Annotated in this window: 19 protein-coding genes and 1 pseudogene; 7 read left to right on the top strand and 13 right to left on the bottom strand. The window is 53.8% G+C overall.

From position 1 onward, the window contains the following. The first annotated feature begins 387 nt into the window (after window positions 1–387). From M0814_RS03185 to M0814_RS03160, 6 genes are all read left to right on the top strand, one after another. Window positions 388–2,085, top strand: coding sequence for a sulfatase-like hydrolase/transferase (locus tag M0814_RS03185; protein ID WP_103483577.1), 1,698 nt, complete (start codon window positions 388–390; stop codon window positions 2,083–2,085). A 304-nt stretch (window positions 2,086–2,389) separates the two neighbouring features. Beyond that, on the top strand, window positions 2,390–3,043 hold the full coding sequence (locus M0814_RS03180) for an ABC transporter ATP-binding protein (protein ID WP_103483576.1): 654 nt from the start codon (window positions 2,390–2,392) through the stop codon (window positions 3,041–3,043). Beyond that, on the top strand, window positions 3,040–5,511 hold the full coding sequence (locus M0814_RS03175; protein WP_103483575.1) for an ABC transporter permease: 2,472 nt from the start codon (window positions 3,040–3,042) through the stop codon (window positions 5,509–5,511). Before M0814_RS03180 ends, M0814_RS03175 begins: the two co-directional genes overlap by 4 nt. Beyond that, a complete protein-coding gene (locus tag M0814_RS03170; RefSeq protein ID WP_103483574.1) occupies window positions 5,501–6,571 on the top strand; it encodes a lipocalin-like domain-containing protein in 1,071 nt (356 codons plus the stop codon). Before M0814_RS03175 ends, M0814_RS03170 begins: the two co-directional genes overlap by 11 nt. A 149-nt stretch (window positions 6,572–6,720) precedes the next feature. Then, window positions 6,721–6,963, top strand: a complete 243-nt coding sequence (locus M0814_RS03165) for a hypothetical protein (RefSeq protein WP_103483573.1) — start codon at window positions 6,721–6,723, stop codon at window positions 6,961–6,963. A 116-nt stretch (window positions 6,964–7,079) separates the two neighbouring features. Further along, a complete protein-coding gene (locus tag M0814_RS03160; protein WP_003226266.1) occupies window positions 7,080–7,664 on the top strand; it encodes a hypothetical protein in 585 nt (194 codons plus the stop codon). A 328-nt stretch (window positions 7,665–7,992) separates the two neighbouring features. Here M0814_RS03160 and M0814_RS03155 read toward each other — a convergent pair whose 3' ends face one another. Beyond that, window positions 7,993–8,799 carry a glycosyltransferase gene (locus tag M0814_RS03155; RefSeq protein ID WP_103483572.1) on the bottom strand — a complete coding sequence of 269 codons (807 nt, stop codon included), beginning with the start codon at window positions 8,797–8,799 and terminating at the stop codon, window positions 7,993–7,995. A 207-nt stretch (window positions 8,800–9,006) separates the two neighbouring features. On the opposite strand from M0814_RS03155, the gene M0814_RS03150 reads away from it, so the two are divergent. Then, on the top strand, window positions 9,007–9,819 hold the full coding sequence (locus M0814_RS03150; RefSeq protein ID WP_103483571.1) for a VanW family protein: 813 nt from the start codon (window positions 9,007–9,009) through the stop codon (window positions 9,817–9,819). A 38-nt stretch (window positions 9,820–9,857) separates the two neighbouring features. Here the strand turns inward: M0814_RS03150 and M0814_RS03145 are convergent, their stop codons facing one another. The 12 genes and pseudogenes from M0814_RS03145 to M0814_RS03090 form a co-directional block, all read right to left on the bottom strand. Continuing rightward, window positions 9,858–10,355 (bottom strand): hypothetical protein, encoded by a 498-nt coding sequence (locus M0814_RS03145; RefSeq protein ID WP_003226260.1) that lies wholly within the window; start codon window positions 10,353–10,355, stop codon window positions 9,858–9,860. Beyond that, window positions 10,348–10,740: an Imm50 family immunity protein gene (locus M0814_RS03140; protein ID WP_103483570.1), complete on the bottom strand. Its 393-nt coding sequence runs from the start codon at window positions 10,738–10,740 to the stop codon at window positions 10,348–10,350. The genes M0814_RS03145 and M0814_RS03140 overlap by 8 nt, the downstream gene beginning before the upstream one ends. A gap of 377 nt (window positions 10,741–11,117) precedes the next feature. Then, complete coding sequence (locus M0814_RS03135; RefSeq protein WP_003226256.1) at window positions 11,118–11,738, bottom strand: hypothetical protein; 621 nt, start codon at window positions 11,736–11,738, stop codon at window positions 11,118–11,120. A gap of 234 nt (window positions 11,739–11,972) precedes the next feature. Next, entirely contained in the window at window positions 11,973–12,359 is a 387-nt protein-coding gene (locus M0814_RS03130; RefSeq protein WP_103483569.1) for a hypothetical protein, read from the bottom strand. Between the two features lie 249 nt (window positions 12,360–12,608). Next, window positions 12,609–13,079, bottom strand: coding sequence for a hypothetical protein (locus M0814_RS03125; RefSeq protein ID WP_097088783.1), 471 nt, complete (start codon window positions 13,077–13,079; stop codon window positions 12,609–12,611). A gap of 333 nt (window positions 13,080–13,412) precedes the next feature. Next, a complete protein-coding gene (locus tag M0814_RS03120; RefSeq protein WP_045122541.1) occupies window positions 13,413–13,745 on the bottom strand; it encodes a hypothetical protein in 333 nt (110 codons plus the stop codon). Window positions 13,746–13,747: 2 nt separating this feature from the next. Next, window positions 13,748–15,949 (bottom strand): annotated as a pseudogene (locus M0814_RS03115) (RHS repeat-associated core domain-containing protein); the annotation flags it as partial. A gap of 205 nt (window positions 15,950–16,154) precedes the next feature. Next, window positions 16,155–16,685 (bottom strand): CPCC family cysteine-rich protein, encoded by a 531-nt coding sequence (locus M0814_RS03110; RefSeq protein ID WP_158547269.1) that lies wholly within the window; start codon window positions 16,683–16,685, stop codon window positions 16,155–16,157. 1 nt (window position 16,686) lies between these two features. After that, complete coding sequence (locus M0814_RS03105; RefSeq protein WP_247868458.1) at window positions 16,687–21,336, bottom strand: RHS repeat-associated core domain-containing protein; 4,650 nt, start codon at window positions 21,334–21,336, stop codon at window positions 16,687–16,689. Beyond that, on the bottom strand, window positions 21,336–22,073 hold the full coding sequence (locus M0814_RS03100; RefSeq protein WP_103485081.1) for a DUF4123 domain-containing protein: 738 nt from the start codon (window positions 22,071–22,073) through the stop codon (window positions 21,336–21,338). Before M0814_RS03100 ends, M0814_RS03105 begins: the two co-directional genes overlap by 1 nt. Next, window positions 22,063–24,105 carry a type VI secretion system tip protein TssI/VgrG gene (gene tssI, locus M0814_RS03095; protein WP_103485082.1) on the bottom strand — a complete coding sequence of 681 codons (2,043 nt, stop codon included), beginning with the start codon at window positions 24,103–24,105 and terminating at the stop codon, window positions 22,063–22,065. Before tssI ends, M0814_RS03100 begins: the two co-directional genes overlap by 11 nt. Before the next feature lie 131 nt (window positions 24,106–24,236). Then, the gene (locus M0814_RS03090) at window positions 24,237–24,752 is read right to left on the bottom strand and encodes an Hcp family type VI secretion system effector (protein ID WP_003226246.1); all 516 of its coding nucleotides are present in this window, start codon (window positions 24,750–24,752) and stop codon (window positions 24,237–24,239) included. Window positions 24,753–24,864 lie beyond the last annotated feature (112 nt).

The following is a 24,864-nucleotide window of genomic DNA, read 5'->3' as shown; positions in this document are numbered from 1 at the left end:
GCGCACCCTCGATAGAGCGAAAAGAAGAAGTTCGGAAGAAGACTGTAAAAGGGGTATAGCGCAGGGTTTGGAAAGCGTGTCAGCAAAATGACATGTTGCACCTGTATAACACTTGAGTGCTTTTTGGCGATTGGCCATCAAGTCATTGCTGCGATTGGATTTGTTGTTTTTCTGCAGATTTGTTCAGATTTAAAATAAGCGATAAACGGTTGTAAGTCTTTAATTTAAAGGCTTCTAGCGTTTTGCGTGTGTCAGATTTGAGTCATCGGTTTTTTGACGCTTTCTAAAGAAAACAGTCAATTCTTGCGCTTTGATGGCTGGGTGCTAGTGTCAGGTTCTGACCGACAAACCTTTGACTCTCTGCCGTTTTGCACGAGCGGTATCGCCATGTTCAGATATGCCAAAGAATTACTTTTGATTGTTTATTTGCTGCTTTATTCCGAATATTACATTGAGCGGTTAAATGCTATCGGTGTCGGTTTTGCTGTACTTCTTTTTGGCGCGATGTTTTTGGCGCTTACTTTAGCGTTATATCTAACGGCTTATATTCGTCAGGCTCTCATTCGCCACTTGTTCGCAATAACACTGTTTGTCTCAGCGGTATTTTTTGATGTCTATACCCGGGTCACCGCGGATTACCTGAGCTACAGCAGCTTTGTGTCGCTGGTGTACTCTGGCGGCTTCATCCAGGAAGCCGCCTACCAGTATCGCGACGCGATCATTCATGGCGCGCTCAGCGGGCTGCTGTTGCTGTTCGGTATCGGTCTCAAGCCGCGTCATGCACTGGTGGTGCCCAATGCGTTGCGCGTGGCAGCGCCGGTATGTGGCGTGTTGCTGTTGAGTACGGTGTTGTTCCTGCGGGCGGGCGAGGGCGCGCGGGGTTTGCCGATCATGTACACGCCGCTGGCTTATCTGAACCTGTTTGCCTATGAAGCGCTGCACAACACGGTCGGCCCGCGTGAGCCGGTGACGTTGGCGCGCAATACCGCGGCGATCAATCACGACATCGTGCTGATCATCGACGAAAGCATCTCCGGCAATTACCTCGACATCAACGCGCCGTTCGGGGTGCACAGCAACCTCAAGCAGGCGCATCCGGGTGTCGACATCTTCAACTACGGCTACGCCGCGTCCATTGCCAATTGCAGCGCCGACACCAACGTCACCCTGCGCTACGGCGGCACTCGCGCCGATTACATGCGCATCAACAGCACGCTGCCGTCGATCTGGCAGTACGCGAAAAAAGCCGGGTTGCGCACGGTGTACATCGACGCCCAGCGCACCGGCGGCAATTTGCAGAATCTGATGACCGACACCGAAAAAAAGGACATCGACGAATTCGTCCAGTTTGACCAGACCAGTGTGCGTGATCGCGACATGGCCGCCGCCGCGAAACTGATCGAACTGCTCAACGATGATCAGCCGGAGTTGGTGGTGATCAACAAGGTCGGCGCGCATTTCCCGGTGCACGACAAATACCCCGATGCGTTCATGGCGTATCGTCCGACGCTGCCGCGTGGGCAGTTCACCGAAGTGGCCGACACCGGTAAACGCGACGGTTTCAACGGCCAGCCGGATGACTGGGTGCTGTACCGCAACGCCTACAAAAACACCGTGCTGTGGAACGTCGGCGAGTTTTTCGCCCGGGTCTTTGCCCAGGCCAATTTGCACAATGCGCTGCTGATCTACACCTCCGATCACGGCCAGGACCTGCATGAGCGCGGCAATCCCGGGCTCAACACCCACTGCGGCGGCGATCCGGTCGAGGAAGAAGGGCTGGTGCCGCTGGTGGTGATTCAGGGCGATCAGGTGCACGGCCCGGACTGGACGCAGGCATTGGCGCAGAACAAGGATCGCTCCAGCCACTACAACATCTTCCCGACGCTGCTGCAGTTGATGGGTTACGACCTGGCGGGTATCGAAGCGGTGTATGGCAAACCGCTGACGCTGCCGACCGCGGACGATTTCACCTTCAACTATCGCTTCAATGCGCGGTTGGGGGCCAAGCCTGAGTGGAAACACATTGATCTGAAGACGATTGTCACGCCGGGGGAAGCTGCGACCAGTGTGGCAACCGGGGAGTGAGGTTTGTGCCGGTTTCACTGGCCTCATCGCTGGCAAGCCAGCTCCCACAGTGTTTCAGGGTGAACCCGGTATTTGCGGACAACCTCAACCCCTGTAGGAGCTTGCCTGCAAGCGATGGGGCCAGTTCAAACACCACTGATCTGAAGATACTTCCCACAGTGTTTGATGGTAAGTCCAGTATCTGCGAGCAACCTCAATCCCTGTGGGAGCTGGCTTGCCAGCGATGAGGCCAGTACGAACACCTCTGATCCAATCAGGTCGCTATCCGCTATCCTTGCCCCACACTGACCCAGCGGATGGCGGCATGCTTCAGGTTCAAGGCGTCTTCAAAAGTTACCTCACCCCCCAAGGCCCGCTCCCGGTGCTGCAAGGCGTCAACCTGACGCTCGAACCCGGCAGCAGTCTGGCGCTGATGGGCGAATCCGGCAGCGGCAAAAGCACCTTGCTGCACCTGATCGCCGGCCTCGACAAGGTCGATCGCGGCAGCATCCACAGCGGCGAGCATCGGCTGGAGCAGATGAACGAGGCGCAACTGGCCGACTGGCGTCGCACCGAAATCGGTCTGGTGTTCCAGCAGTTCAACCTGATCGGCAGTCTGCGGGTCGAGGACAATCTGGCATTTCAGGCACGTCTGGCCGGGCGGCATGAGCCGCGCTGGCAGGCGCATCTGGTGCAGCGTCTGGGCCTGGGCGATTTGCTCACGCGTTATCCCGAGCAGCTGTCGGGCGGCCAGCAGCAGCGGGTTGCGCTGGCCCGGGCCTTGGCGTCACGGCCAAAATTGCTGCTCGCCGACGAACCCACCGGCAGTCTCGACGAAGCCACCAGTGATGAAGTGCTGCGTCTGTTGCTGGAGCTGCTTGATGACACGCCGACCACCCTGCTGATGGTCACGCACAGCCCGCGCGTGGCGGCACGCCTGGCGCGGCGCGTGGTGTTGTCCAACGGCCATCTGACGTGAACGTTTTCTGGCAAACCCTGCGCGCGCTGCTCAGTCATTGGCGGCGGCACCCGGTGCAGTTTTTCAGTGTGCTGACCGGGTTGTGGCTGGCTACAAGTCTGTTGACCGGGGTCGAAGCGCTGAACAGTCAGGCCCGCGACAGTTACGCTCGAGCCAGTCAGATGATTGGAGGCGAACCGCAGGCCAGTCTTGTTGCGCCCAGTGGGGCGACGTTTACCCAGCAGTGGTTCATTGATCTACGCCGCGCGGGCTGGCCAGTCTCGCCGCTGTTGCAAGGCCGGCTGATGCTCAAGGATCACCAGGAGCAGCGGCTGCAACTGATGGGCATCGAACCGGTGTCGCTGCCGACGGACGCTGCGGTGGCCGGGCAGGCGATGCCGATCGAGCGCATCGTCGAGTTCTTCTCACCGCCGGGCAGCACGTGGATTTCCCCGGAAACGTTGCAGGCCTTGAAGCTCAGCGAAGGCGCCACGCCGCTGACCGTCAACGGCCAGACCCTGCCGCCGCTGCACACACAAAAGGACATGGCGCCGGGCGTGCTGCTGGTGGACATCGGTGTCGCGCAAACCCTGCTCGAACAGCCCGGGCAACTGTCGCGGCTGTTACTGCCGAAGGATTTTCATGCCGAACTGCCGCCGGCGTTCAATGGTCGGTTGCAGCTTAAAAGCAGCGCCGAGGAAAACAATCTTTCGCGCCTGACCGAGAGCTTTCACCTCAACCTCGATGCCTTGGGCTTTCTCTCGTTTCTGGTCGGGCTGTTCATCGTGCACGCGGCCATCGGTCTGGCGCTGGAACAGCGTCGTGGTCTGCTGCGCACGTTGCGCGCCTGCGGGGTCAGTGCGCGGATGTTGATCGGCTGTCTGATCGTCGAACTCGGCGTGCTGGCGCTGGTTGGCGGGGTGTTCGGGGTCATCAGCGGATACTGGCTGGCGAGCGCGTTGCTGCCGGATGTCGCCGCCAGTCTGCGCGGTCTGTACGGCGCGGAAGTGGCGGGGCAGTTGCGCCTGAGTCCGTGGTGGTGGTTCAGCGGTATCGGTTTGAGCCTGTTCGGCGCGTTGCTGGCCGGCGCCAACAGTCTGTTGCGTGCGGCACGACTGCCGCTGTTGGCGGTGGCGGATCCGCAGGCCTGGCATCTGCAACATGCGCGCTGGTTGCGACGTCAGGGTTGGCTGGCGGCGCTGCTGGGCCTGATCGCACTGTTGGCATTGCTGTTCGGTGACAGCCTCGGTAGCGGGTTTGTGTTGATGGCCGGGTTGTTGCTCGGCGCCGCGCTGGCGTTGCCGGTGGTGCTCAGCGCGGTGCTCAATCCCTTGCTCGGGCGCAGTCGCTCGGTACTCGGCCAGTGGTTTCTCGCCGACTGCCGCCAGCAACTGCCGGCACTCAGTCTGGCGCTGATGGCGTTGCTGCTGGCGCTGTCGGCGAACATCGGTGCTGGCAGCATGACCGCCGGTTTTCGCCAGACCTTCGACGACTGGCTCGAACAACGTCTCAGTGCCGAGCTGTACCTCAACCCGGTCAATCCGGCGCAGTCCCGCGAAATGTACGCCTGGCTCAAACAACAGCCGAGCGTCAGCGCGGTGCTGCCCAACTGGCAAGTGGCGGTGACCCTGCAGGGGTGGCCGGCGGATGTCTTCGGGGTGATCGATCATCCTTATTACCGGCAGCACTGGCCGTTGCTCGAGGCGCTTGCCGGCGATCCGTGGGCGCATCTGGCGACGGACGATGCGGTGATGCTCAGCGAACAACTGGCGCGACGCCTGAAGGTTCGCGCAGGGGATCATCTGAGTTTGCCGACGCCGGGCGGTGCGTGGTCACCGCGAATCGTCGGGATCTACGCCGACTACGGCAATCCCAAGGGCCACCTGCTGGTCAACAGCAATCATCTGCTGCGGCTGTGGCCGTCACTGACGCCGAACCGTTTCAACTTGCGCATCGCGCCGCCCGACATCCCGCCGTTTTTGCGCGCACTGCAAACGCGCTTTCAACTCGATGACAGCCGCATCGTCGATCAGGCGCGGCTCAAGGGTTGGTCGGTGCAAGTATTCGAGCGCACTTTCGCCGCCACCGCCGCGCTGAACAGCTTGACCCTGGCGGTGGCCGGTGTGGCGCTGTTCATCAGCCTGCTGACCCAGAGCCAGAGTCGCCTCGGGCAACTGGCGCCGCTGTGGGCGCTGGGTGTGACGCGCCGTCAGTTGATGCTGCTTAACCTCGGCCAGACCTGGCTGCTGGCGGTGTTGACGCTGGTGCTGGCGTTGCCGTTGGGGATCGCGCTGGCGTGGTGTCTGGATGCGGTGATCAACGTGCAGGCGTTCGGCTGGCGCTTGCCGTTGCGGATCTTTCCGCTGCAACTGCTGCAGTTGCTCGGGCTGGCGTTGCTGGCGACGCTATTGGCCTCGGCGTGGCCGCTGTATTCGTTGTATCGCACGCAACCGGCGGATCTGTTGAGGACGTTTGCCCATGAGGATTAACCTGGTTGCGCTGCTGCTCGCGCTGTTGCTATTGGGCGGTTGCGATCAGCCTGTGCCTGAGCAGAAGGGTTTTGCCGGGCTCGGCGATCAGGCCGCGCAGTTCACACCGGTGGTGCCGGGGCGGGTATTCAGCTTCCCGGCGGATCACGGCGCGCACGATGGTTTTCGCATCGAATGGTGGTACGTCACCGCCAATCTCAAGGATCAGCAGGGCCACGATTTCGGCGTGCAATGGACGTTGTTTCGCAGCGCCTTGAAACCAGTGGCGCAACAATCGGGCTGGGCCAACCAGACGATCTGGCTCGGGCATGCCGCAGTGACTTCAGCCACCGCGCATCATGCCGCCCAGCGCTATGCCCGAGGCGGAGTGGGGCAGGCCGGGGTGAACGTCGCGCCGTTCGAGGCGTGGATCGATGATTGGCGCTTCGCCAGTCAGACGCAGGATCCGCTGACGGATCTGCAACTCAGTGCCCGAGATAAAGATTTCAGCTATCAACTGCACCTCACCTCCAGTCGTCCGCTGGTGTTGCAAGGTGACAACGGTTTCAGCCGAAAATCCGAACAGGGCCAGGCCTCGTACTACTACAGTCAGCCGTTTTTTCAGGCCAGCGGCACCCTGCAAATCGACGGCCAGACCTACACCGTCAGCGGCCCGGCGTGGCTGGATCGTGAGTGGAGCAGTCAGCCGCTGGCAGCCAATCAGACCGGCTGGGACTGGTTTTCCCTGCACCTGGACAGCGGTGAATCGCTGATGCTGTTTCGCACCCGGCAAACCGATGGCGCGCCCTATCTGACCGCCACCTGGATCAGCGCCGACGGGCAGACCGAAACCCTGCACGGCGAGCAGATCAAACTGACCGCCCAGGACACCGCCAAAGTCGCCGGACGCCAGATGCCGGTGCGCTGGTCGATCAGCATTCCGGACAAACACCTCGACATCAGCCTCGACGCACTCAATCCCAATGCCTGGATGAACCTGCGCATTCCTTACTGGGAAGGGCCGGTGCGGATCAACGGCAGCCATGGCGGGCGCGGCTATCTGGAGATGACCGGGTACTGAGTTTCGTCGCAACCCCCTGTGGGAGCGGGCTTGCCCGCGAAGGCGCCGGTACAGTCACCCACAGAGCAATTGCCCGGAACTCCGCCCCGTCTACCATCCTCTACCGATCAATCCCGGCCCATTTCGAGGCCCCGGCGAGGACTCCCCCCATGAGCGACGACCTGCAACCCCCCGACCTCACCACGTGGCAGCGCCTGTTCGACGATCAGACCTACTGGCAGCAATCCCCCGACGCTCACTACCTCGACCTGCAACACATCGCCGACGACCTGCTCGCCCAGGGCGCGATCGATCTGGAGCAGTGGCAGATCCTGCGCGCCAAGGCCGATGACCTGCATAAGAATTCGCCAGCCGTGAACGTCGCCAACGAACTGGATGACCCCGAAGCCTGACGAACCGTCACAAACAACAGCCAAGCCCTGAACAGCGTCTATGCTCAGTGGCACATCCGCCGTCAACCACCTGTCGGCGCCGGGTGCTGCCATTCATTACAGGGAAAGTACCGCTTATGAAGCTCCATGCTCTGGCCAAGGCCATCACCCTCGCAACCGTTCTGTCCGCCACCAGCTTCGGCGCAATGGCGGCCGATATTCCGCTGTCTGCCACTGTCGAAGCCGATCAAGTCACGACCAAAGTGCTGGCCGTCGATGCGGCAAACCATCAGGTCGTGCTGGAAGGCGCCGAAGGTCGTCAGGTTCACGTTCAGCTCAGCGACAAGGCGAAAAACCTCGCCAACCTCAAGGTCGGTGATCTGGTAAAAGTCGAAGTGCAGCGTTCCGTGGCGGCCTACCTCGATACCGATGTGGATAAAGGTCTGCCTGGCACGGTCGAGCGTAGCGGCGAGCTGCGCAACGCTCCAGGCACTGAAAACCCGGGCGGCGAGGCCTACCGGCAGATTCAGGTGCAACTGAAAATCACCAAAATTGATTTGAAGCAAAATCAGGTGACCCTGGAAAATCCGGCGGGCCAGTCGAAAATCCTCGACGTTAAAAAGCCTGAAATTCAAGCCAAGCTGAAAGATCTGAAAGTCGGGCAGAGCGTAGTTGTCACTTATACCGATGTATTAAAAGTGACCAGTCAGCATGAAAGCTGAGTATTAACTCTACAAGATGGTTGTTCTTGTACAGATTATTGTATGAGAACAATCATCTGAAAGGAGTTGAGCCGTGCTTTGAAAGTTTCGCGAAAGGATTTCGTCGATAAATATCTATTAACTTTTTCGTACATAAAATTTACCTTTATGTATGACGACATATCCGCCAACTTCTATTAAAATCCTTCCCGTTCGCCCAGTGTCAGGGCTCTTTACCGGTGCATGGATTGCCAGGCCATTACACTGGGCGAACACCTCTTCGGAGCGGATGTATACAATTTCAGATAAAAAAGGGCGACTTTCAAGTCGCCCTTTTTTGTGTTCGCGATTATGCCGATGCCTGCCCCTCAAAGCGTTTGAGGGTGGCTTCATACATCTTGGTGCGGCGGTGGTTTTTGCCGTAGGTTCCAGCAGCTGCGACGGTTCCTGCCTGGATGTGATCCAGATAGCGGAAAATCTTGCGCGGCGCCAACAGCTTGATGCCGTAGCCCAACGCTGTCATTCGATCCTGCAGGGTATAACCGGGCACCCGGTCATCCATGCAAAAGTGCAGTCCCCGGGACTTCATCAACTTGGCGTTCCACAAAGTGCAGAAACTCTTGAGGTGAGTTTCCCGATAAGGTTTCGGCTCTTTACTGCGCAAACCCAACGCAGTTTTCGCCCGGCGAATATAGTGTTTGCAAAATCGCGAAGTTAACCGCCAGGTGTCTCTCACAATCCCACGATTGATTTGCTCGACACACCCGACTGCGGCGATACCCGCAGTCTTCGTACACTCACGCAGCATCATTGCAAAGACTTCCTTGTCGTAGACAAAGGTGTCGGTGTGCAGCAGAAACAGATAGTCGGTTTCAACTTTTTCCAGCGCCAGATCCAGCGCCTTGCCATGCGCAATATGTCCCGCTTCTTTGCCGGGGGAGGGACGTTCGATCAGATTGATCCAGTCCAGCGAACGCAAATAATCCAGACTGGCATCCGCCGAATCATTGTCCACCACCCAAACCGGAATGCGCTGCGCCTGAACGTGCTGACGCAACAACTCCAGGCACATCCGGGTGATGTCCGGGGTTTTGTAATTTACCAATACAAGACTGAAATTCGGCTGCGTAACGGCTGGTAAATCAAACTGGTTCATTTCGGGAAGCTCATCCGCGGTTGATCGGCGACAGGTGTCTCTCGGGCCGGGATGCTAGCGACGCAAGCTTAGTTGAAGCTTAATTCGGCGTTCAGCAAACACGTCAAAGTGTGTCGAGCCAAGACACCTCGCGCGCGACGTACGCTAAACTGCGCACCCCTCTTGCACGCTTCAAGGAAGAAACGGCATTTCGCCGTCGCCTCACGGATGAAACCACTCTCCCTCTACCACCCGGCCCTGTACTGGCTGCGCGTGTGGCAAAAAAGACTGTTGCGCCAGATCGCCTGGCACTGCTCCAGCAAACGCTACGCACGCCTTGTTGCCGGCGCTGACCGCCTGCCATTTCGCTACCTCAAACACACCTCGAAACTCATCCGCAAACTCGGCGACTCCGACCTCGCCCTGCAACACAACAAAGTCATCAACCTGAAACTCGCCGTCGCCGCCATCGACGGCCTCATCATCGCCCCCGGCGAACACTTCTCCTTCTGCCGCCTCGTCGGCCGCCCAACCCGCAAACGCGGCTACGTCGAAGGCATGGAACTGTCCTTCGGCGAAGCACGACGCGGTATCGGCGGCGGAATCTGCCAACTGAGCAACCTGATCCACTGGATGGCGATCCACTCACCTCTGATAGTCCTTGAACGCTCCAACCACAGCTTCGACCCATTCCCGGACGAGGGGCGAGTGCTGCCATTCGGTTCCGGCGCGGCGATTTTCTACAACTACGTTGACCTGGTACTGCACAACCCGACGGATCGGAGTTTTCAGTTGAAGTTGAACGTGGGGGAGAAGCAGTTGGAGGGGGAGTTGTTGTGCGATCAGGCGCGGGCGTATCGGTATCACGTGTTTCAGGAAGGGCACCGGTTTGTGCGGGAGGGAGAGCGGGTGTATCGGGAGAATGAGATCTGGCGGGAAGTGCGGGAGAAGGGGCAGGTGGGGGAATTGGTGGAGCGGGTGAGGTTGTATCGAAATCGGGTGGTGGTTAAGTATGAGGTGATGGACGAGTTGATCGGGTAGGGCGCACAAATAGCTACGATGATATTGGCGCCCACTGATCAGTTTCTGAAATAGAGCTCATCCAGTTGGCGTTTGCGTATGGATAGATACTCTTCCCATACCTTGGGGAAGTCTTCATCTTTGGTCAGCGGGAAGGTCAGATAGATGTGCCTTCCAACCACACTGATGTATTGCCTCACACGCTTGAAGGCGGGTTGTTCGTAAGCTGCCACGCTTTCGTCATAGGCGTCATGGTAGTGATGGATGCTCACTCGGTGCGGGGCGATCATGCACCGCGAGAAATCGATCACCCAGCAGCTGTCAACGGCTGTGCTCAAATAACCGTAGACACCGTCGCTGGATAGACGAATGCACGAATTAGCCTGGGTGCCGTCGTCATCGTTGACCAAAATGATCTTGTCCGCGAAGTAATTGATATTTCTGCCGTCAGGTCCTTGCAGGAGCAAGCTCCAGCCTTCGGCTCCCATGCGGAATTCACCGTTGTTTTCGAAGGTGGCGATCCAGTTATTGGCGAGTGTGATTTGATGTTTATTCATGGGTGCTCATGTTAACCGAAGGGCCGCAAAGTAATGGGTATTTTGTTTTGAACTCCAATAGAGAGTTTTCATTTTCTGCACGGATTAAAAAATACTCGTCAATCTTCTCTATTTTGATAGTGAGGCTCTCTCGAGTAGGTATGTTTTTTAAGAGTAATTCCTTGACTCCGTTGCAGCTCAAGCCAATGCGGCAAGTGTTGAATCCCATCTTTATCCATTTTTCAGGTGCGGAGTCGGGGATTTCTGGGATATCGAATTCGAAGGTTATGTTAGGTCTGTTGTTGTCGATTGTTATTTGGAATAACTTTATCGTGCTAATTTTAATAGGTTTGGTGAACACTCTATTGAATAAGGTGTTGCCATCAAGTTCATTCCAGGTTTTCATTTTTTTTCCTTGAAGGGGTAGTGTTCTTTGGTGCCGGGGACCTTTCAGGTTCTAGTGTCATCGAAGGTAAAAGAGGCAAAAGGGCCAGATTTGTTTTCAATATCTTTTGGGTTGTCATAAATAATAAATCTGTCCCCTTTTGTCTCAATAGGAAGTAATAGTAAAGGTAATATGTCGAGGCAGGGGTCTAGTTTCATTGTTCATATTTCGGAAAGTATTTTGTTTCATTGTTTTTGAAAGCTCTATCGAGCGGTTGAGGTTTTTGTTGTGTGCACTGCAATTCTTTTATGTTGGCCAATTTCCTAGAGTGCTTCTTTGATTGAAAATCTCTGCAAGGAATTCTGAACAATTTTTCTTTCTCCCGATTCGCCACTATTTTATATTGAGTGCAATCGATAGCCTGCATCAAAATCGCATATGGTATGCAAATTGCTGTAGCTAATATCGAATATACCCTGAATTTCAGGTTGAACGCGATTTGCCTGTGAGTTTAATATCCCTACTGATTTCTGAAGTTCGTCGTATGTGGGTATATAAGTGTGGTTTGAAGCAGTGAAGTCGAGGGTTACTTTTTTTGGTGAGATGATGGCAAGGTTGATTAATAATTCAGGAGTTGAGAATGATCTTCCGCCGATATCGTATATTTTATCTTTGTTCTCTAATTTTGGGCCGTAAGATTCGTGCGTCAAGTAGCCACTGTCCTGGTTTAATAAGCGTATTAATTTTTCGTGACCTTTTATTTTTTCAAATGTGATGATGGCTTGCTTAATGACCAGGAAACCGTCCTCGTCCATCTTTTCTAGAAAGCTTGGGTTCTGGTTTTTTATTGAAGAAACTACCGATTTTTCTATTAAGTTAAGGACAAAATTAAATAGTTCTAGTTGGAATTTGTCTTGAATATTTTCGTTTGGAGGTATGTTTATATACGAGATAAGTCCGCCTGCATTATCGAAGTCGATAGCGCCAAAGGATTCTGTAATGTCAATTGAAAAGTTCATTTTGCTCTCTCGATAAAAAATTGATCAAGTTTTTTTGAATCGATTTGGTTGCCATCAGTTGTTTTATGGTGTTTTGGGTTGAGTTTTGTTTATAAAGCTATTCTTAGACCTAATTAATTTTTTGTTTTTAGTGATTTTTATGTATTTGTTTGCGTGAAAATGGGGCTGAAAAGGGGGCAGATTTATTTCCTTCAACGAAAACAATCCGCCCCTCTCCTCATTGCAGTTCAGCAACTAGAGAGGATATTCACACCGCCATGGAGTAGTGAAAAGTTTTGGATCGACGTTAAGCTTTTCAAGAAAGGCGTTGATTTCCGCTTCAGAGTTCATGGTTTCTATTTTTAAGATATTGATGTCTCGGTCGTCCACGCCGTCACTTGTTTCAAGTGTTTCGGTTGAGATTGTAAATATCACTGTTGCATATCGGAAATTTTTTGATTGATGGATGAAGTCATAATGGTTATATGGATCATTGGTAAAGGGGTATTTGTAAATGGCGTATACTGAAATCCATTTTCTTAGTGAAGGGTTTTCGGATTCTAGCTCTTGCGCAATGTTGTTGTAGCCTGTTCCGTCGAGCCCAAACCATACACTTCGTGGGATACATTTCTGGGTTGTCATTTTTCGACCCTAGAACCGATTTGGCCAATAAATTCGGATTATTTTTCAAAGCGGAAGGGAACAGATTTATTTTGATTGCTTTTTTGGGCTGCCTACACAAAAAATCTGTGCCCTTTATTCGTTTTTCTATCGTGTCGGGTGTTCGCTAATTTTAATGCGATATTTTTATGGGAGTAGCAGAGTTTTTAAACTTTGAATTCTTTAAATGGCTATCATCAGCTGTGCCGAAGTCCTGATCTGCATGTTTTTTCAAAGCTGTTCAAGATTAAGGGTGCATCCCTTTAGCTTTAATCGTTTGATTTTCTCATCAAATGTGTACTTTGGCAGATCTTTGTTTTTTAAATCGTACTGTTGCCTAAGCAGACGAAATAGTTTTCCTATATTTTTCTTGCTTCTCTCGTCAAGACTTTCGATTAAGTCGTAACTATTGCTCGATAAAAAGGCTATTTTATTTTTAAGTGTATAGTAGGTGCTTATATTGGAGAATAATCCTTCGGCATCTGAATAATCTTCCTTCAAATATTTTGCGTAATCTTCAAATATCGATGTGAGTAAATTTTGTGCGGCTTTCTGATTTTTTAAAACGCTGCACATTTCCTGCCAGTTGCTAATAAAAAGATGGTCTCCCCAGTCGGAGCCTCGAGCAAAATATTGTCCATTTCCTTTAAAGAAATCAGATATTTCGTGAAGGTCTAAAGCGGTTTCAAAAGTGGTCTTCATTGAAGATTTTCCCAGTCATCGAAATTTTTCAATGAAAAAGGGGGCGGATTTATTTTCTGAAAAGAAGGCCAAAGGGAGGGCGTTCAATCCCTTTTGATCAAAAAGTGGCAAGCTGAAGCAGTATAGGTATGCTCAGTTTCTTGGTGAGTGATTTCACCAGAAATAGAAATCCATTATTTTTTATAAATTGAAAGTGTTTATGTGTTTATGTCATTCAGTTATATTGAGTTGCCATTTTTATCGAATAAAGAGTGGTTTTTTTCGATATTCTTTGAGTTGAGTATTAAATATGGATTTGTAGTTTTTATCAGTTTATATATTTCTGGGAAAAACTCAGAAGTAAAAAAACAATCCAGTATTATGTTTTATTGCTGATTCATTAAGCTTTAAGATTTTGTTTATTATTTCAGTGTTGGTGGTTTTTAATGCTTCTTGAAATATGTTGAGAGATGTTTGTAATTCTGAGATTCCTTGTATTTTTTCGTCTTCGTACTCGTCTATAAGTATTCCTAGTGTTGAGTTGATTTTTTCAATTGCTCCGGTCTTTACAAGGGTTGAGAATTCATCTTCGGAAAGAAAAATTTCTTCCAGATCTCCCGGTAAACATTCATCAAAGTCTAATCGATTCATTGCTTCCACGGTTACTGGCACTGAAATTGTTTTCACTTCTATGGTTCCTTGTTAAAGTGCGTAACTTCGTTGTATTCGCTTTGCGATCTGCCTGTTTGCTTTCCGTTCGGAAGCGTTTTGTTGCTAGGTACAATTCCGTCAAGGTTCAGATATTTACGTTTTCCGGGAAGTGAGGGGTCGTAAACTCTAAAATAGTTTCCATTCATGTCTTCTACTACTTCTACTCCGTTTTGAGGGTTTTTGTATATTTTCTTACCCTTATCAGTGGTGCTGATTATAGGATTGTTGCCGGCGAATTTTTCCACAGCATTATTTAAATTTGCTTTAGGCCAATTTGCAGAGTATTGAGCAGCTCGAGCTGCGCCTCCTGTCTCAGGTGCTTTTTGATCGCCCTCATTTACTTGTGGTTTTGTTGCAGCATCGTCAGCCCCCACTCCAGGCGTACAATTCTCGCCGCCTGGACAAGTACTCAGACCAAGCGGATCCACCCAACCCGTAGGATTAGGCACGTACTGATAGTTGTTCAACCCACCCGCGAGCTTGATCGGATCCGGCGTCAAAAACCGCCCAGTACCCGGATTGTAGTAGCGGTGCCGGTTGTAATGTAACCCCGTCTCGGCATCGAAGTACTGACCTTGGAAGCGCAGCGGATTATCAATCTCGCTGACGTCCAGCGCGGCGAGGTTACCGTAGGCGCGGTACTTCGCCGACCACATGATCTCGCCGCTGTAATCTGTGAGTTCTTGCGGCGTGCCGAGGTGATCAAGCTGATAGTAGAACGGCGTAGCTTTGCGTGGACCTTCGCCGTCGAGCATTGCCAGAGGGCGGAAGCTGCCAGGTTCGTAAATGTAGCTGCGGTAGCGGTTTTCCGCGCTTTCAGCGATCAATCGTTCGCCTTGCCACAGAAACTCGGTAGTGTGGCCGTCGACGGTTTTTTCGATACGGCGACCAAAGGCGTCGTATTTGTAGGATGCGGTACTGCCGCCCGGCAGGCTGACGCCGATGAGGCGGTGCTGGCAGTCGTAGCGGTATTCGGTGACGAGTTTCTGGCCGGCACCACGGCGTTCGCGGATCAGGTTGCCGTAGGCATCGTAGTCGTAATGGCGGTCGCCCTGCATCAGCAGGCGGTTGCCTTTGACGTTGGCCAGGTTCGCTGTGCCTTCGTTGTTTTGACCCAGCAGGTTACCGGCCGGATCATGGGCGAAGCTTTCCGGTGTGGCGCCGCGCACGCTGATGAGTCGGTCGAGCGGGTCGTAGTGGTAGCTGCGCTTGCCTTTGCGGCTGTCATCGATACCGGCGAGATTGCCGTTGGCGTCGTAGTTGTATCGACGCTGAAACAGGTTCTTGTCTCGCTGGCCGACTGTGTGGGCTTGCAAGCGACCCTGCTCATCGTACTGGTATTGGCTGAGCAGCAGACCTTGTTGGCGTTGCTGTTCGCGTCCGGCGCTGAACTGGTGAGCGGTCAGGCGAGAGCCATTGAGGTCGATGCTGCTCAGACGTCCGCCGGGCAGGTGACGGTAGTCAAGTTTGCTGCCATCGGGCAGGCGGCAGTGGTTCAGTTGGCCGACGCTGTCATATTCGTAACGTGTGGTGCCCCAGCCTTGGTGTTCAGTGATCAGGCGATCTTGCACATCGTATTCGTAGGCGAGTGGCCAATTGCCGTCGTCGACATTTACCAGACGACCCAGTCCGTCGTAGCTGTAGTGAATCTCTTCGCCATCGGCGAGGATTTTTACCAACAGGCGGCCAGAAGCATCGCGCTGGTATTCGGTAACGAGTTCGCTGCCGTCATCGCCGAATTCGGTTTTCTTGACCAACTGGCTGTTGAGGTCGTACTCGTAGGCAGTGCGACGACCGTCGAAGCCGGTTTCCTGTTGGATCAGGCCGTTGGCGTAGTAGTCGAGGTGATATTGCTCGCCGCGCTCGTTCTCTATTTCGGTAAGCAGCAGTCCCGCATTGTCGTAGCGGTAGCGCAGTTGGCTGCCGTCCGGATTGATGCGGCGGCTGACAAGGTGCAGGTTGTCGGCGTATTCGTAGCGAGTGATGCGGCCGAGTTCGTCACGTTCGGCGGTGACGTTGCCATAGGCGTTGTAGGTGAAGGCACGTGTTGCGCTGTGCTAGGCGGTTGGCCGCATTCCGTTGGTATTGGGTGATGGCGCGGATTCTTCCTTACGAGTGATCTGACGACCCAGTGCGTCGTAGCGATACTTCCGTTGACCTCCGTCCGGCAGACGCTCTTCCGGAAAAAGGGGACGGATCTGTTTCTGAAAAAGCGGCTAGAACAGGGGGATTTTCACTCCCTTTTGAATCAAAAAAGGGGGGCAAGCCGGAAAATAAACCTGTCCCCTTAGTCCCCCTTAGTCTCGTCTGTAAGGTCGGTGACCTGATTACTTCGCCATAGTCGCAATTTCGACTATCCACACACGCGAATGACTCATCTCAACGTTATTCTTTCACCCATTTATCCAAAGGAAGTTTCTCAGTTTTTTTTGCAAACAATTCTTTTGCTTCCCGAAGAGTCATGTGGTTTGGGCCGCTATAAGTGTCAAGGTTGCTAGTTCCATTGTCTTCCCATTTGCATAGGTCGCAAATTTCATAATTGCCAAGCACTGAAAGCGTGCGGTATTTACAGCACGGGCAAGGCATCAGAGTTTCAATTTCTCCAGATACCTCGTACTCTCCAATATTCAATTGTTTTAATTTTTTTGATAAGAATACGTTTGTTACGCCTTTATAGCTTGATGTTAGGGCAAGCAAGATAAGTTCGTCATATTTTTTATCATCGATGTCGCTAGGTAGATCGTCCCCGCTAGCAATAAGGCTCTGCAGTTGCTCTGATAGTGTGAAGAATTCAGGATTGCTCTCATCAATACTCCACCAATCGAGGAGATGAGATTCTCGCTCGTCATGGTCAAGCAAAATCAAAATTGCCTTTGAGATTTTTTTTATAGCATCGTGTCGATCAATTTTGGTCATTTTATAAACCCTTAGCCAATTCAATGGCGGATTGGAAGGCGTCGGCGCTTCTACCATCATCTCTATAAAATGTTCTAATTTCTCTGGATTTCAAGTGTCCAACAAATATTCTTCCAGTTGCTGGGTCATGTTTGATTACAAAATTTCCGACATTCGTTTCGTTAAAGCTTCCTGATTCTTTCGAGAATTCTTTCGCCTGTTTTAAGTATTCAGTTTGGCTTATGTTTCCGAATTCTTTTTGATCAATTACATGCTTTTGATAATGAGGTTGCAACTTCCCAGAAGAAAATCCCTTCCAATTGACAGATGCGGCCGCCGTTGGAACCTGCGCATCTCCTTGATTTACTCTGGCTTTGTCCTCAGGCGCCTCAGCGCCTTGGCCAGGGATGCATTTATCTCCGCCAGGACAAGTGTTCAGACCAAGCGGATCTACCCAACCCGTAGGATTAGGCACGTACTGATAGTTGTTCAACCCACCCGCGAGCTTGATCGGATCCGGCGTCAAAAAACGCCCAGTACCCGGATTGTAGTAGCGGTGCCGGTTGTAATGTAACCCCGTCTCGGCATCGAAGTACTGACCTTGGAAGCGCAGCGGATTATCAATCTCGCTGACGTCCAGCGCGGCGAGATTACCGTAGGCGCGGTACTTCGCCGACCACATGATCTCGCCGCTGTAATCTGTGAGTTCTTGCGGCGTGCCGAGGTGATCAAGCTGATAGTAGAACGGCGTAGCTTTGCGTGGACCTTCGCCGTCGAGCATTGCCAGAGGGCGGAAGCTGCCAGGTTCGTAAATGTAGCTGCGGTAGCGGTTTTCCGCGCTTTCAGCGATCAATCGTTCGCCTTGCCACAGAAACTCGGTAGTGTGGCCGTCGACGGTTTTTTCGATACGGCGACCAAAGGCGTCGTATTTGTAGGATGCGGTACTGCCGCCCGGCAGGCTGACGCCGATGAGGCGGTGCTGGCAGTCGTAGCGGTATTCGGTGACGAGTTTCTGGCCGGCACCACGGCGTTCGCGGATCAGGTTGCCGTAGGCATCGTAGTCGTAATGGCGGTCGCCCTGCATCAGCAGGCGGTTGCCTTTGACGTTGGCCAGGTTCGCTGTGCCTTCGTTGTTTTGACCCAGCAGGTTACCGGCCGGATCATGGGCGAAGCTTTCCGGTGTGGCGCCGCGCACGCTGATGAGTCGGTCGAGCGGGTCGTAGTGGTAGCTGCGCTTGCCTTTGCGGCTGTCATCGATACCGGCGAGATTGCCGTTGGCGTCGTAGTTGTATCGACGCTGAAACAGGTTCTTGTCTCGCTGGCCGACTGTGTGGGCTTGCAAGCGACCCTGCTCATCGTACTGGTATTGGCTGAGCAGCAGACCTTGTTGGCGTTGCTGTTCGCGTCCGGCGCTGAACTGGTGAGCGGTCAGGCGAGAGCCATTGAGGTCGATGCTGCTCAGACGTCCGCCGGGCAGGTGACGGTAGTCAAGTTTGCTGCCATCGGGCAGGCGGCAGTGGTTCAGTTGGCCGACGCTGTCATATTCGTAACGTGTGGTGCCCCAGCCTTGGTGTTCAGTGATCAGGCGATCTTGCACATCGTATTCGTAGGCGAGTGGCCAATTGCCGTCGTCGACATTTACCAGACGACCCAGTCCGTCGTAGCTGTAGTGAATCTCTTCGCCATCGGCGAGGATTTTTACCAACAGGCGGCCAGAAGCATCGCGCTGGTATTCGGTAACGAGTTCGCTGCCGTCATCGCCGAATTCGGTTTTCTTGACCAACTGGCTGTTGAGGTCGTACTCGTAGGCAGTGCGACGACCGTCGAAGCCGGTTTCCTGTTGGATCAGGCCGTTGGCGTAGTAGTCGAGGTGATATTGCTCGCCGCGCTCGTTCTCTATTTCGGTAAGCAGCAGTCCCGCATTGTCGTAGCGGTAGCGCAGTTGGCTGCCGTCCGGATTGATGCGACGACTGACAAGATGCAGGTTGTCAGCATATTCGTACTGGGTAATGCGCCCAAGTTCGTCTCGCTCGGCGGTGACGCGACCATACGGGTTATAGGTGAAGGCACGGCTGGCGCCACCGGGTAGGATCACCTGAATCAGACGGTCAACGGCATCCCATTGGTATTGAGTAATGGCGCCCGTTTCATCTTGGCGAGTGATTTGCCGCCCAAGTGCATCGTAACGGTATTTACGTTTCCCACCATCCGGTAACTGCTCTTCAAGCAATTCGCCGAGGTTGTTCCAACCTAACCTATGGCGGCTGCCATCCTGGTTTAGAATCTCTAAAAGACGACCTTGATCATCGTAAGAGTAATACGTTGAATTACCGTCGGGATCAATTTGTTGAGTGATATCACCTTGTTTGTTTCGTATATATTTCCAGATCGCATCGCCACGACGAACTTCGGACACAAAGCCGAATTTGTAGTCGTAAAGTGTAGGTGTGTCCTCTGGCGGAATTACTGCTTCCAATCGACCCGCGTCGTTGTACTGGTATTCCGTGATTGCGCCTAATGGATTCTTTTCGGCAACAAGACGGCCCTTTTCGTCGTAGATGTTGCTGTGTTCCGCTCCACCCGGTTCGACTTTGCTGATGAGTCTGGCGTGATCGTCATGAGTGTAGATTTCCTCACTGCCATCAGCGTTAGTAACAGTGACGCTTCCATTATCGTCCCAAGTATAGCGGGCATCCATCTGTGTAAAGTTTGCCCAATGATGGATGCATCGAGAGGATTTTCCTTCGTTCTCCCATTCCCAGAAGAAGCTCGCACCACCAGCTAGTTGCCTTTCGAGAATTACGTTTTGGTGGTTATAGGAATAAAGCTCACTTTCACCCGCGGCGTTTTTCGCTTCCACGAGGCGACTGTGCTCGTCGTATCGATAAGTGACAAGTGTTTGAATGGTGGCCCAAGCATCTTCCAGGTTGTCTGCAGGGATGAACTGCTGATAATCGACAGATACAATATGCTTGCGATCATAGCGAATTAATAATGCTCGTCCCGCACCGTTATCTACACGTTTGATTCGTCCATGAATATCGCGAGTAATATGAAGCCGATTACGATACCGGTCAGTAATTGCAATAAGTGTTGCGCCTTCGCTGTTGTACCTGAAGTGATAGAACAGCGGGCGCTCGCCTGCCTGGGTCAGAATGAGTTCAGATGGATCATCACCAATAAAGATAGCCGCTTTTGCTAGGCTATTGGTTATTGCTGACCGTTGTTCGCTAGGAAGCGGAAAGTTGGTGATGCGATTTTCATGATCTGTCCAGACAATCCCGTCGTCATTCACTTGGACTCGCTGCGCAAGAGCGTGACTCCACCCGTAGCCTAGTCCACAGTCTACTTCTGCTGCGCTAGTACGATATAGGCGGGTCCATTCGAATGGAAACAGTCCATTTAACTGGCCGTCAGTAAGCGTTAGCAGTTCCTCCCCTGTAACCATCGATACTGGGCAGCCGTTAACACAAGTTTCCCTGGTGCAGGCGACGTTTTTATCGTCGTGGTTGGTTGACTGTTTTGATTTGTCATCAACATGCTCTGAACTGCCAACTTTTGCATGGTCTTGTCGGTCCCAGCCAAGTTTGACCTTGCCCTTTTCAAAAGTCCCAGCGATCGCCCTTGTAGCGAGTTTTTTGTAGTGCTCGATCGCTTCCATGAACTTTTTAACAATACTGAATATGGATTTTACAAACCCAGAGACAGCTTCGATAACTCTTGCACCGTAGTTAACCAAGCGCACGCCGAGGTAGGCAATACCTGAGCCCTCTGCAGCGAACGTGAGAACGATCGCCAGAAGAATATCTATTAAAATAGTTACGATGGCGCTGGATATTTGTTCTGCGGTTTTTCCGGATATTACGCTGGGAGGGAGTTGTAGTAGCCAGATTCCTGACGCCTTCAGAATAAGAAAAAGTGCCGCTTGGTCGCTGGCTAGCAACATCAGCTTTTCCATCATCGCTGGTGTTTCTTTCGCTAGTCTCAACAAATCGCTCGCGCTTTCTCCCAATTCCTTTTCGAATTGTTTCGGATCCTTCAGGATCTCAAAGATTCGCTTAATGCCGTCAAATGCTGCCTTGATCGCCTCCCAACTTCCAATGAGCGTTCCCTTCATCTGGGCGAGGTAGGGGGAGGCAAGTGTTTCCTTCGGCCAAAGTGGTCTGTATTTTCTCCATTCTAAGTCGAGCCAGTCTTTTAACTGTGCGGTGAACCCGTCGTAGGAGCTAAATAGCTGATTTAGCTGATTTTTTGTTACTGAGCTTTGTACCCGAACGAAGTATTTTTTTCCTGGTACGCCCTTGTAAACACCTTTTCCATCAGCATCGAGAGTGATAGAAGTTGCTGTGCCGCCTTCTTTGGGAGTGACCTCGACCGTTATATTGCCAACGGGAATGTCGTTGACGGAGACAAATTTACTTTCGATCAGCAGTCTGCCATCCTTGGGGCACTGTGCAACCGTGGATTCGAACTCATCGTCTTTCACACTGACAGTAGCGTTCGCGCTCCCGAGCTTGATGGATCTGCTCAACCCAAAAAATGCTGGTCTATCGAGAAATTGAGGCCCCTTGTCCAGCCATTCCGCATATTTGCTTTCAGTCAGTTCTCGGTAGTCCTTCAAACTGTCCGGGAAGGTAGAGAGTTGTTTATCAACAAAGGCAACGCGATCCATCAGCCTTGCTCCAGAATCAGGTGGTTTAACAGTGCTTCTTTAAGGTTTTTCGGCGCATCCGGGCGGCGCACGAAACGGCTGACTTTCAGCTTCAGGTTGTTCTCAGGCCAAGCGTTGTAAATGTCCGGGCGGTCTTCTTCCAGCCACTGCATAAGGTTGCTGATCAGTGTCGTCGGGTTGTCCTTGGCTAAGCCATCCAGCAAATCCTTCGGCACCTCCCACCACGGCCAATCCTTCACCTTCGGCAACACCCGTGTCCCAACCTCCAGCGTCTGCCCATTAATCAGATACCGCTCAAACATCGGCATTACTTCCCCAGCCTTCTCCCCAAGCCCCTTCAGAATCGGGTAGATATGCCGCCCATCCCAGAAGCGAAAAAACACCTCGGTCCCGTCCGGCATCTTCACCTGGGTCAGGCTGCGCAGGTGTTCGAACACCTCGTTCGGTTCGGCGCGTGAGACCGCCAGCCAGCCCCAGTCGAGGGCGTCGGTTTCGGCGATCCACGGCAGGAATGCCGAGTTGGGTTTGAGTTCGGTGACGTAGGGCATCACTGGTTGCCAGGTGGAGTAGGGCGTGCCGCCCCAGATTGGCAGGAGCTGGGCGGTGGGTTCGGTCAGGTACAGGGTTTTCAGCGCGTCGGCATCGCTCGCCGCACTGATGATCAGGTACAGGCGCTCGCCAGTCTGCAGCGGCTGTTGTGCCAGCCAGTCCTTGGGTGTCAGTCGATCAGATGGCACAGGCACCTGCCTTGCATTTTTCGCATTCTTCGCAGAACGGCGCGTTGCGTTTGAGGGTGTTGATCTGGGCCGGGGTCAGAACTTGGCCGGCTTTGTCGGCGTCGGCCTGTTTCAGCACGCCGGGCATCAGCGGGGCGGCGGGAGTGCCGCTGCCGGGGCTGCCGCCGGAGTTGATGTTGATCGTCGGGCCGCTCATGGTCACGCCGCCGGCGTCGATCTTGATGAAGCTGCCGCCGCCGACCAGGGTCAGCTCGGCGCCGGCTTCGAGCACGACTTTCATGCCGCTGCTCAGGTGGATTTCCTGGCCGGCGTCGATGAACTGGCCGGTGCCGATCTTGATGTGCTGGTTGACACCCACGGTCAGGTGGTCGTTGGCGCGGGCTTCGACTTTGCGGTCTTCGTAGACGGTGTGGTGTTCTTCGGCTTTGAATTCGGTGTAGCTGTTTTGCTCGACGGTGTCGTGGCGTTCGTTGCCGACGCGGATCTTCTGGTCGTGCTCGATGTTCTCGTCCCAGTCGCGCTGGGCGTGGAGGAAGATCTGCTCCTGACCTTTCTTGTCTTCGATGCGCAGTTCGTTGTAGCCACCGCCACCCATCGAACTCAGGGTCTTGAAGGTGCTGCGGGTCTTGTTCGCCGGCAGCTCATACGGGACGGTGTTTTCCTTGTGGTACAGGCAGCCGCTGATCAGCGGTTGATCGGGGTCGCCTTCAAGGAAGGTGACCAGTACTTCCATGCCGATACGCGGGATGGCGATGCCGCCGTACTGGGCGCCGGCCCAGGCGCTGGAGACGCGCAGCCAGCAACTGGTCTTGTCGTCAGCCTGGCCTTCGCGGTCCCAGTGGAATTGCACTTTGACCCGACCGTACTGGTCGCAGTGGATCTCTTCGCCTTTGGGGCCGGTGACCACGGCGCTCTGGCTGCCGAGGATGCACGGTTTCGGGTGGCGCAGCGGTGGACGGTTCGGCACGTCCCACGGGGTCGCCTGGAAGCGGTTGCGATAGCCCTGATGGAAATCGTCTTTGAGTGCGGTGGTGTCGCTGGTCACCGACTCTTCGAGCACTTGCGGCTGTTTGCCTTCGTGCAGGACTTCGGTGAGCAGCCACAGGTCGTTCCACTTGGCCTTCGGGTGTTCGGTCAGGGCAAGGAAATGGCCGCTGACCAGCAGCGGCTGATCGCTCTTGCCTTCGGCGAGCTGGAAGTCGCTGCGGTGACGTTCGAGGGCGCGTTTGGCCAGGTGCTTGCCGCGCTCGCGGTCGATGAAGCGGCCCGGGTAGTCGTAGTCTTCGAGATCGGGCAGGGCGTCGCCACGGTTTTCGCTTTCCAGCGTCAGGCGCGGTTTTTCGAAGTCGTAATCGCGGCGCGTGGTGCGGCTGGTGCGGGTTTCCAGGCGCAGGTCGAAACGCTTGATCACCGGGTTGCTGGCGACCATGCCGGAGTCTTGCTGGTAGGCCACAGGCTTGAGTTTCGGGAACACCGTCTGGTCATCGCCGAAGACGAGCTTGTGCGCTGTAGCGCTGTGCTGGAAGTGGTAGTGAATACCTTCTTCCTCGCACAGACGCTGGATGAAATGCAGGTCCGATTCATCGTATTGCACGCAGTAGATGCGCTCGGGATAGATCGAACCGGTCTTGAATTCGTAGGCGTTGCTCTGGATGCCGTGCTCTTCGAGAACCATGCCGATGATTTTCGGCACCGTGAGGTTCTGGAAGATCCGTTGGTTGACGCGGTGTGCCAGGTACGACAATTGCGGGCGCAGGGTCACCGAATAGCGCGTCAGGCGCTTGCCGGAATCGCCCTGGGCGGCGCGGTAGATCTGGCCGTGGATGCCGCTGCCATCGGGCGACAGCTGCAGAAAGGCCGGTTTGTGCAGCAGGGTTTCGAGGTCCAGCGACGGCTGCTCACTGACCAGCTCCACCTCGAACACAAAAGGCTGGCTGATGGCTTCCCGGCCGGTCAGGGTGAATACCTGAAAATCGGCGGAGAGCCCTTCGATGGTCAGGGCAAAGTGGGTTTCATTGGCCGGCGCGAACATCCCTTGTTCCTCGTGCTGTACAGCGGCGTTCGTCGACAACCGCAAGGCGGTTCAACGCACGCGAAATTCTGGAGGGGCGTAAACAACATCGACCAGCAGGGCTGGTCGATGCTTGTAACGATCAGCCGTAATTAAACGACTGGAGCACGCCAGTCATCGGAACCCGAAGTACCGGATACTTCGTGGGTCCAGGTGATTTTGCGGTAGGTGAACTGCACTTCTTCCAGGTGGGTGAAGTGCGAGTTGCCTGGATCCTGGCAGTTGTGCATTTTGTTGTTGATGGCGACGATGATCGCGTCTTCCAGTTTGGTGGTGTAGTAGTGCTCTTGAGTACCTTGAGCAGAAGTACGGTACCACTGGATAACGATTTCGCTCATGCGCTCGCCGGAGGTCAGAGCAGCTTGCAGCAGAGGCGAAGCCTTGTCGTAGACCTTGGTGATGATCACTGGCTTGTGAACGCGCTGACCGGTTGGCTGACCGGACTGTGGGTCACGCGGGATGATCACGTCGTGGCTGAAAGCCTGAACCATGACCTGGTCTTCGTGGCCTTCCTGGTAGGTGTTGCCAACGGAGTCGGCGGTGAAGGCGCCGGCAGTGATCAGGCCTTGTTTTTCGCCGGTAACCGACATGTACGCTGGTGTTGCCATGGGGTGCTCTCCTTGCGGATAAATTTAGGGTGCCCGGGAGGCGAAATCGCCCGGTGGGTGCCTGACTGTTATCAAGGAGCGTGCCAGGTTTATCGAAGGTCCCGGCAGCCGG

Origin of the sequence: Pseudomonas sp. MWU12-2020 (assembly GCF_023100605.1) — a bacterium.
In the GTDB taxonomy this organism is placed as follows: Bacteria; Pseudomonadota; Gammaproteobacteria; order Pseudomonadales; family Pseudomonadaceae; genus Aquipseudomonas; species Aquipseudomonas fluorescens_H.
The sequence above is the reverse complement of the archived record's forward strand: the minus strand, read 5'-3'. Positions and strand labels throughout refer to the sequence as shown.

Bases quoted from the DNA above. Each gene is read 5' to 3' on its own strand.
- M0814_RS03165 (WP_103483573.1), top strand. From the start codon at position 6,721: ATGAGCGACGACCTGCAACCCCCCGACCTCACCACGTGGCAGCGCCTG.
- M0814_RS03135 (WP_003226256.1), bottom strand. From the start codon at position 11,738: ATGAACTTTTCAATTGACATTACAGAATCCTTTGGCGCTATCGACTTC.
- M0814_RS03140 (WP_103483570.1), bottom strand. From the start codon at position 10,740: ATGAAAACCTGGAATGAACTTGATGGCAACACCTTATTCAATAGAGTG.
- M0814_RS03110 (WP_158547269.1), bottom strand. From the start codon at position 16,685: ATGACCAAAATTGATCGACACGATGCTATAAAAAAAATCTCAAAGGCA.
- M0814_RS03170 (WP_103483574.1), top strand. From the start codon at position 5,501: ATGAGGATTAACCTGGTTGCGCTGCTGCTCGCGCTGTTGCTATTGGGC.
- tssI (WP_103485082.1), bottom strand. From the start codon at position 24,105: ATGTTCGCGCCGGCCAATGAAACCCACTTTGCCCTGACCATCGAAGGG.
- M0814_RS03105 (WP_247868458.1), bottom strand. From the start codon at position 21,336: ATGGATCGCGTTGCCTTTGTTGATAAACAACTCTCTACCTTCCCGGAC.
- M0814_RS03125 (WP_097088783.1), bottom strand. From the start codon at position 13,079: ATGAAGACCACTTTTGAAACCGCTTTAGACCTTCACGAAATATCTGAT.
- M0814_RS03155 (WP_103483572.1), bottom strand. From the start codon at position 8,799: ATGAACCAGTTTGATTTACCAGCCGTTACGCAGCCGAATTTCAGTCTT.
- M0814_RS03160 (WP_003226266.1), top strand. From the start codon at position 7,080: ATGAAGCTCCATGCTCTGGCCAAGGCCATCACCCTCGCAACCGTTCTG.
- M0814_RS03150 (WP_103483571.1), top strand. From the start codon at position 9,007: ATGAAACCACTCTCCCTCTACCACCCGGCCCTGTACTGGCTGCGCGTG.
- M0814_RS03130 (WP_103483569.1), bottom strand. From the start codon at position 12,359: ATGACAACCCAGAAATGTATCCCACGAAGTGTATGGTTTGGGCTCGAC.
- M0814_RS03145 (WP_003226260.1), bottom strand. From the start codon at position 10,355: ATGAATAAACATCAAATCACACTCGCCAATAACTGGATCGCCACCTTC.
- M0814_RS03185 (WP_103483577.1), top strand. From the start codon at position 388: ATGTTCAGATATGCCAAAGAATTACTTTTGATTGTTTATTTGCTGCTT.
- M0814_RS03090 (WP_003226246.1), bottom strand. From the start codon at position 24,752: ATGGCAACACCAGCGTACATGTCGGTTACCGGCGAAAAACAAGGCCTG.
- M0814_RS03180 (WP_103483576.1), top strand. From the start codon at position 2,390: ATGCTTCAGGTTCAAGGCGTCTTCAAAAGTTACCTCACCCCCCAAGGC.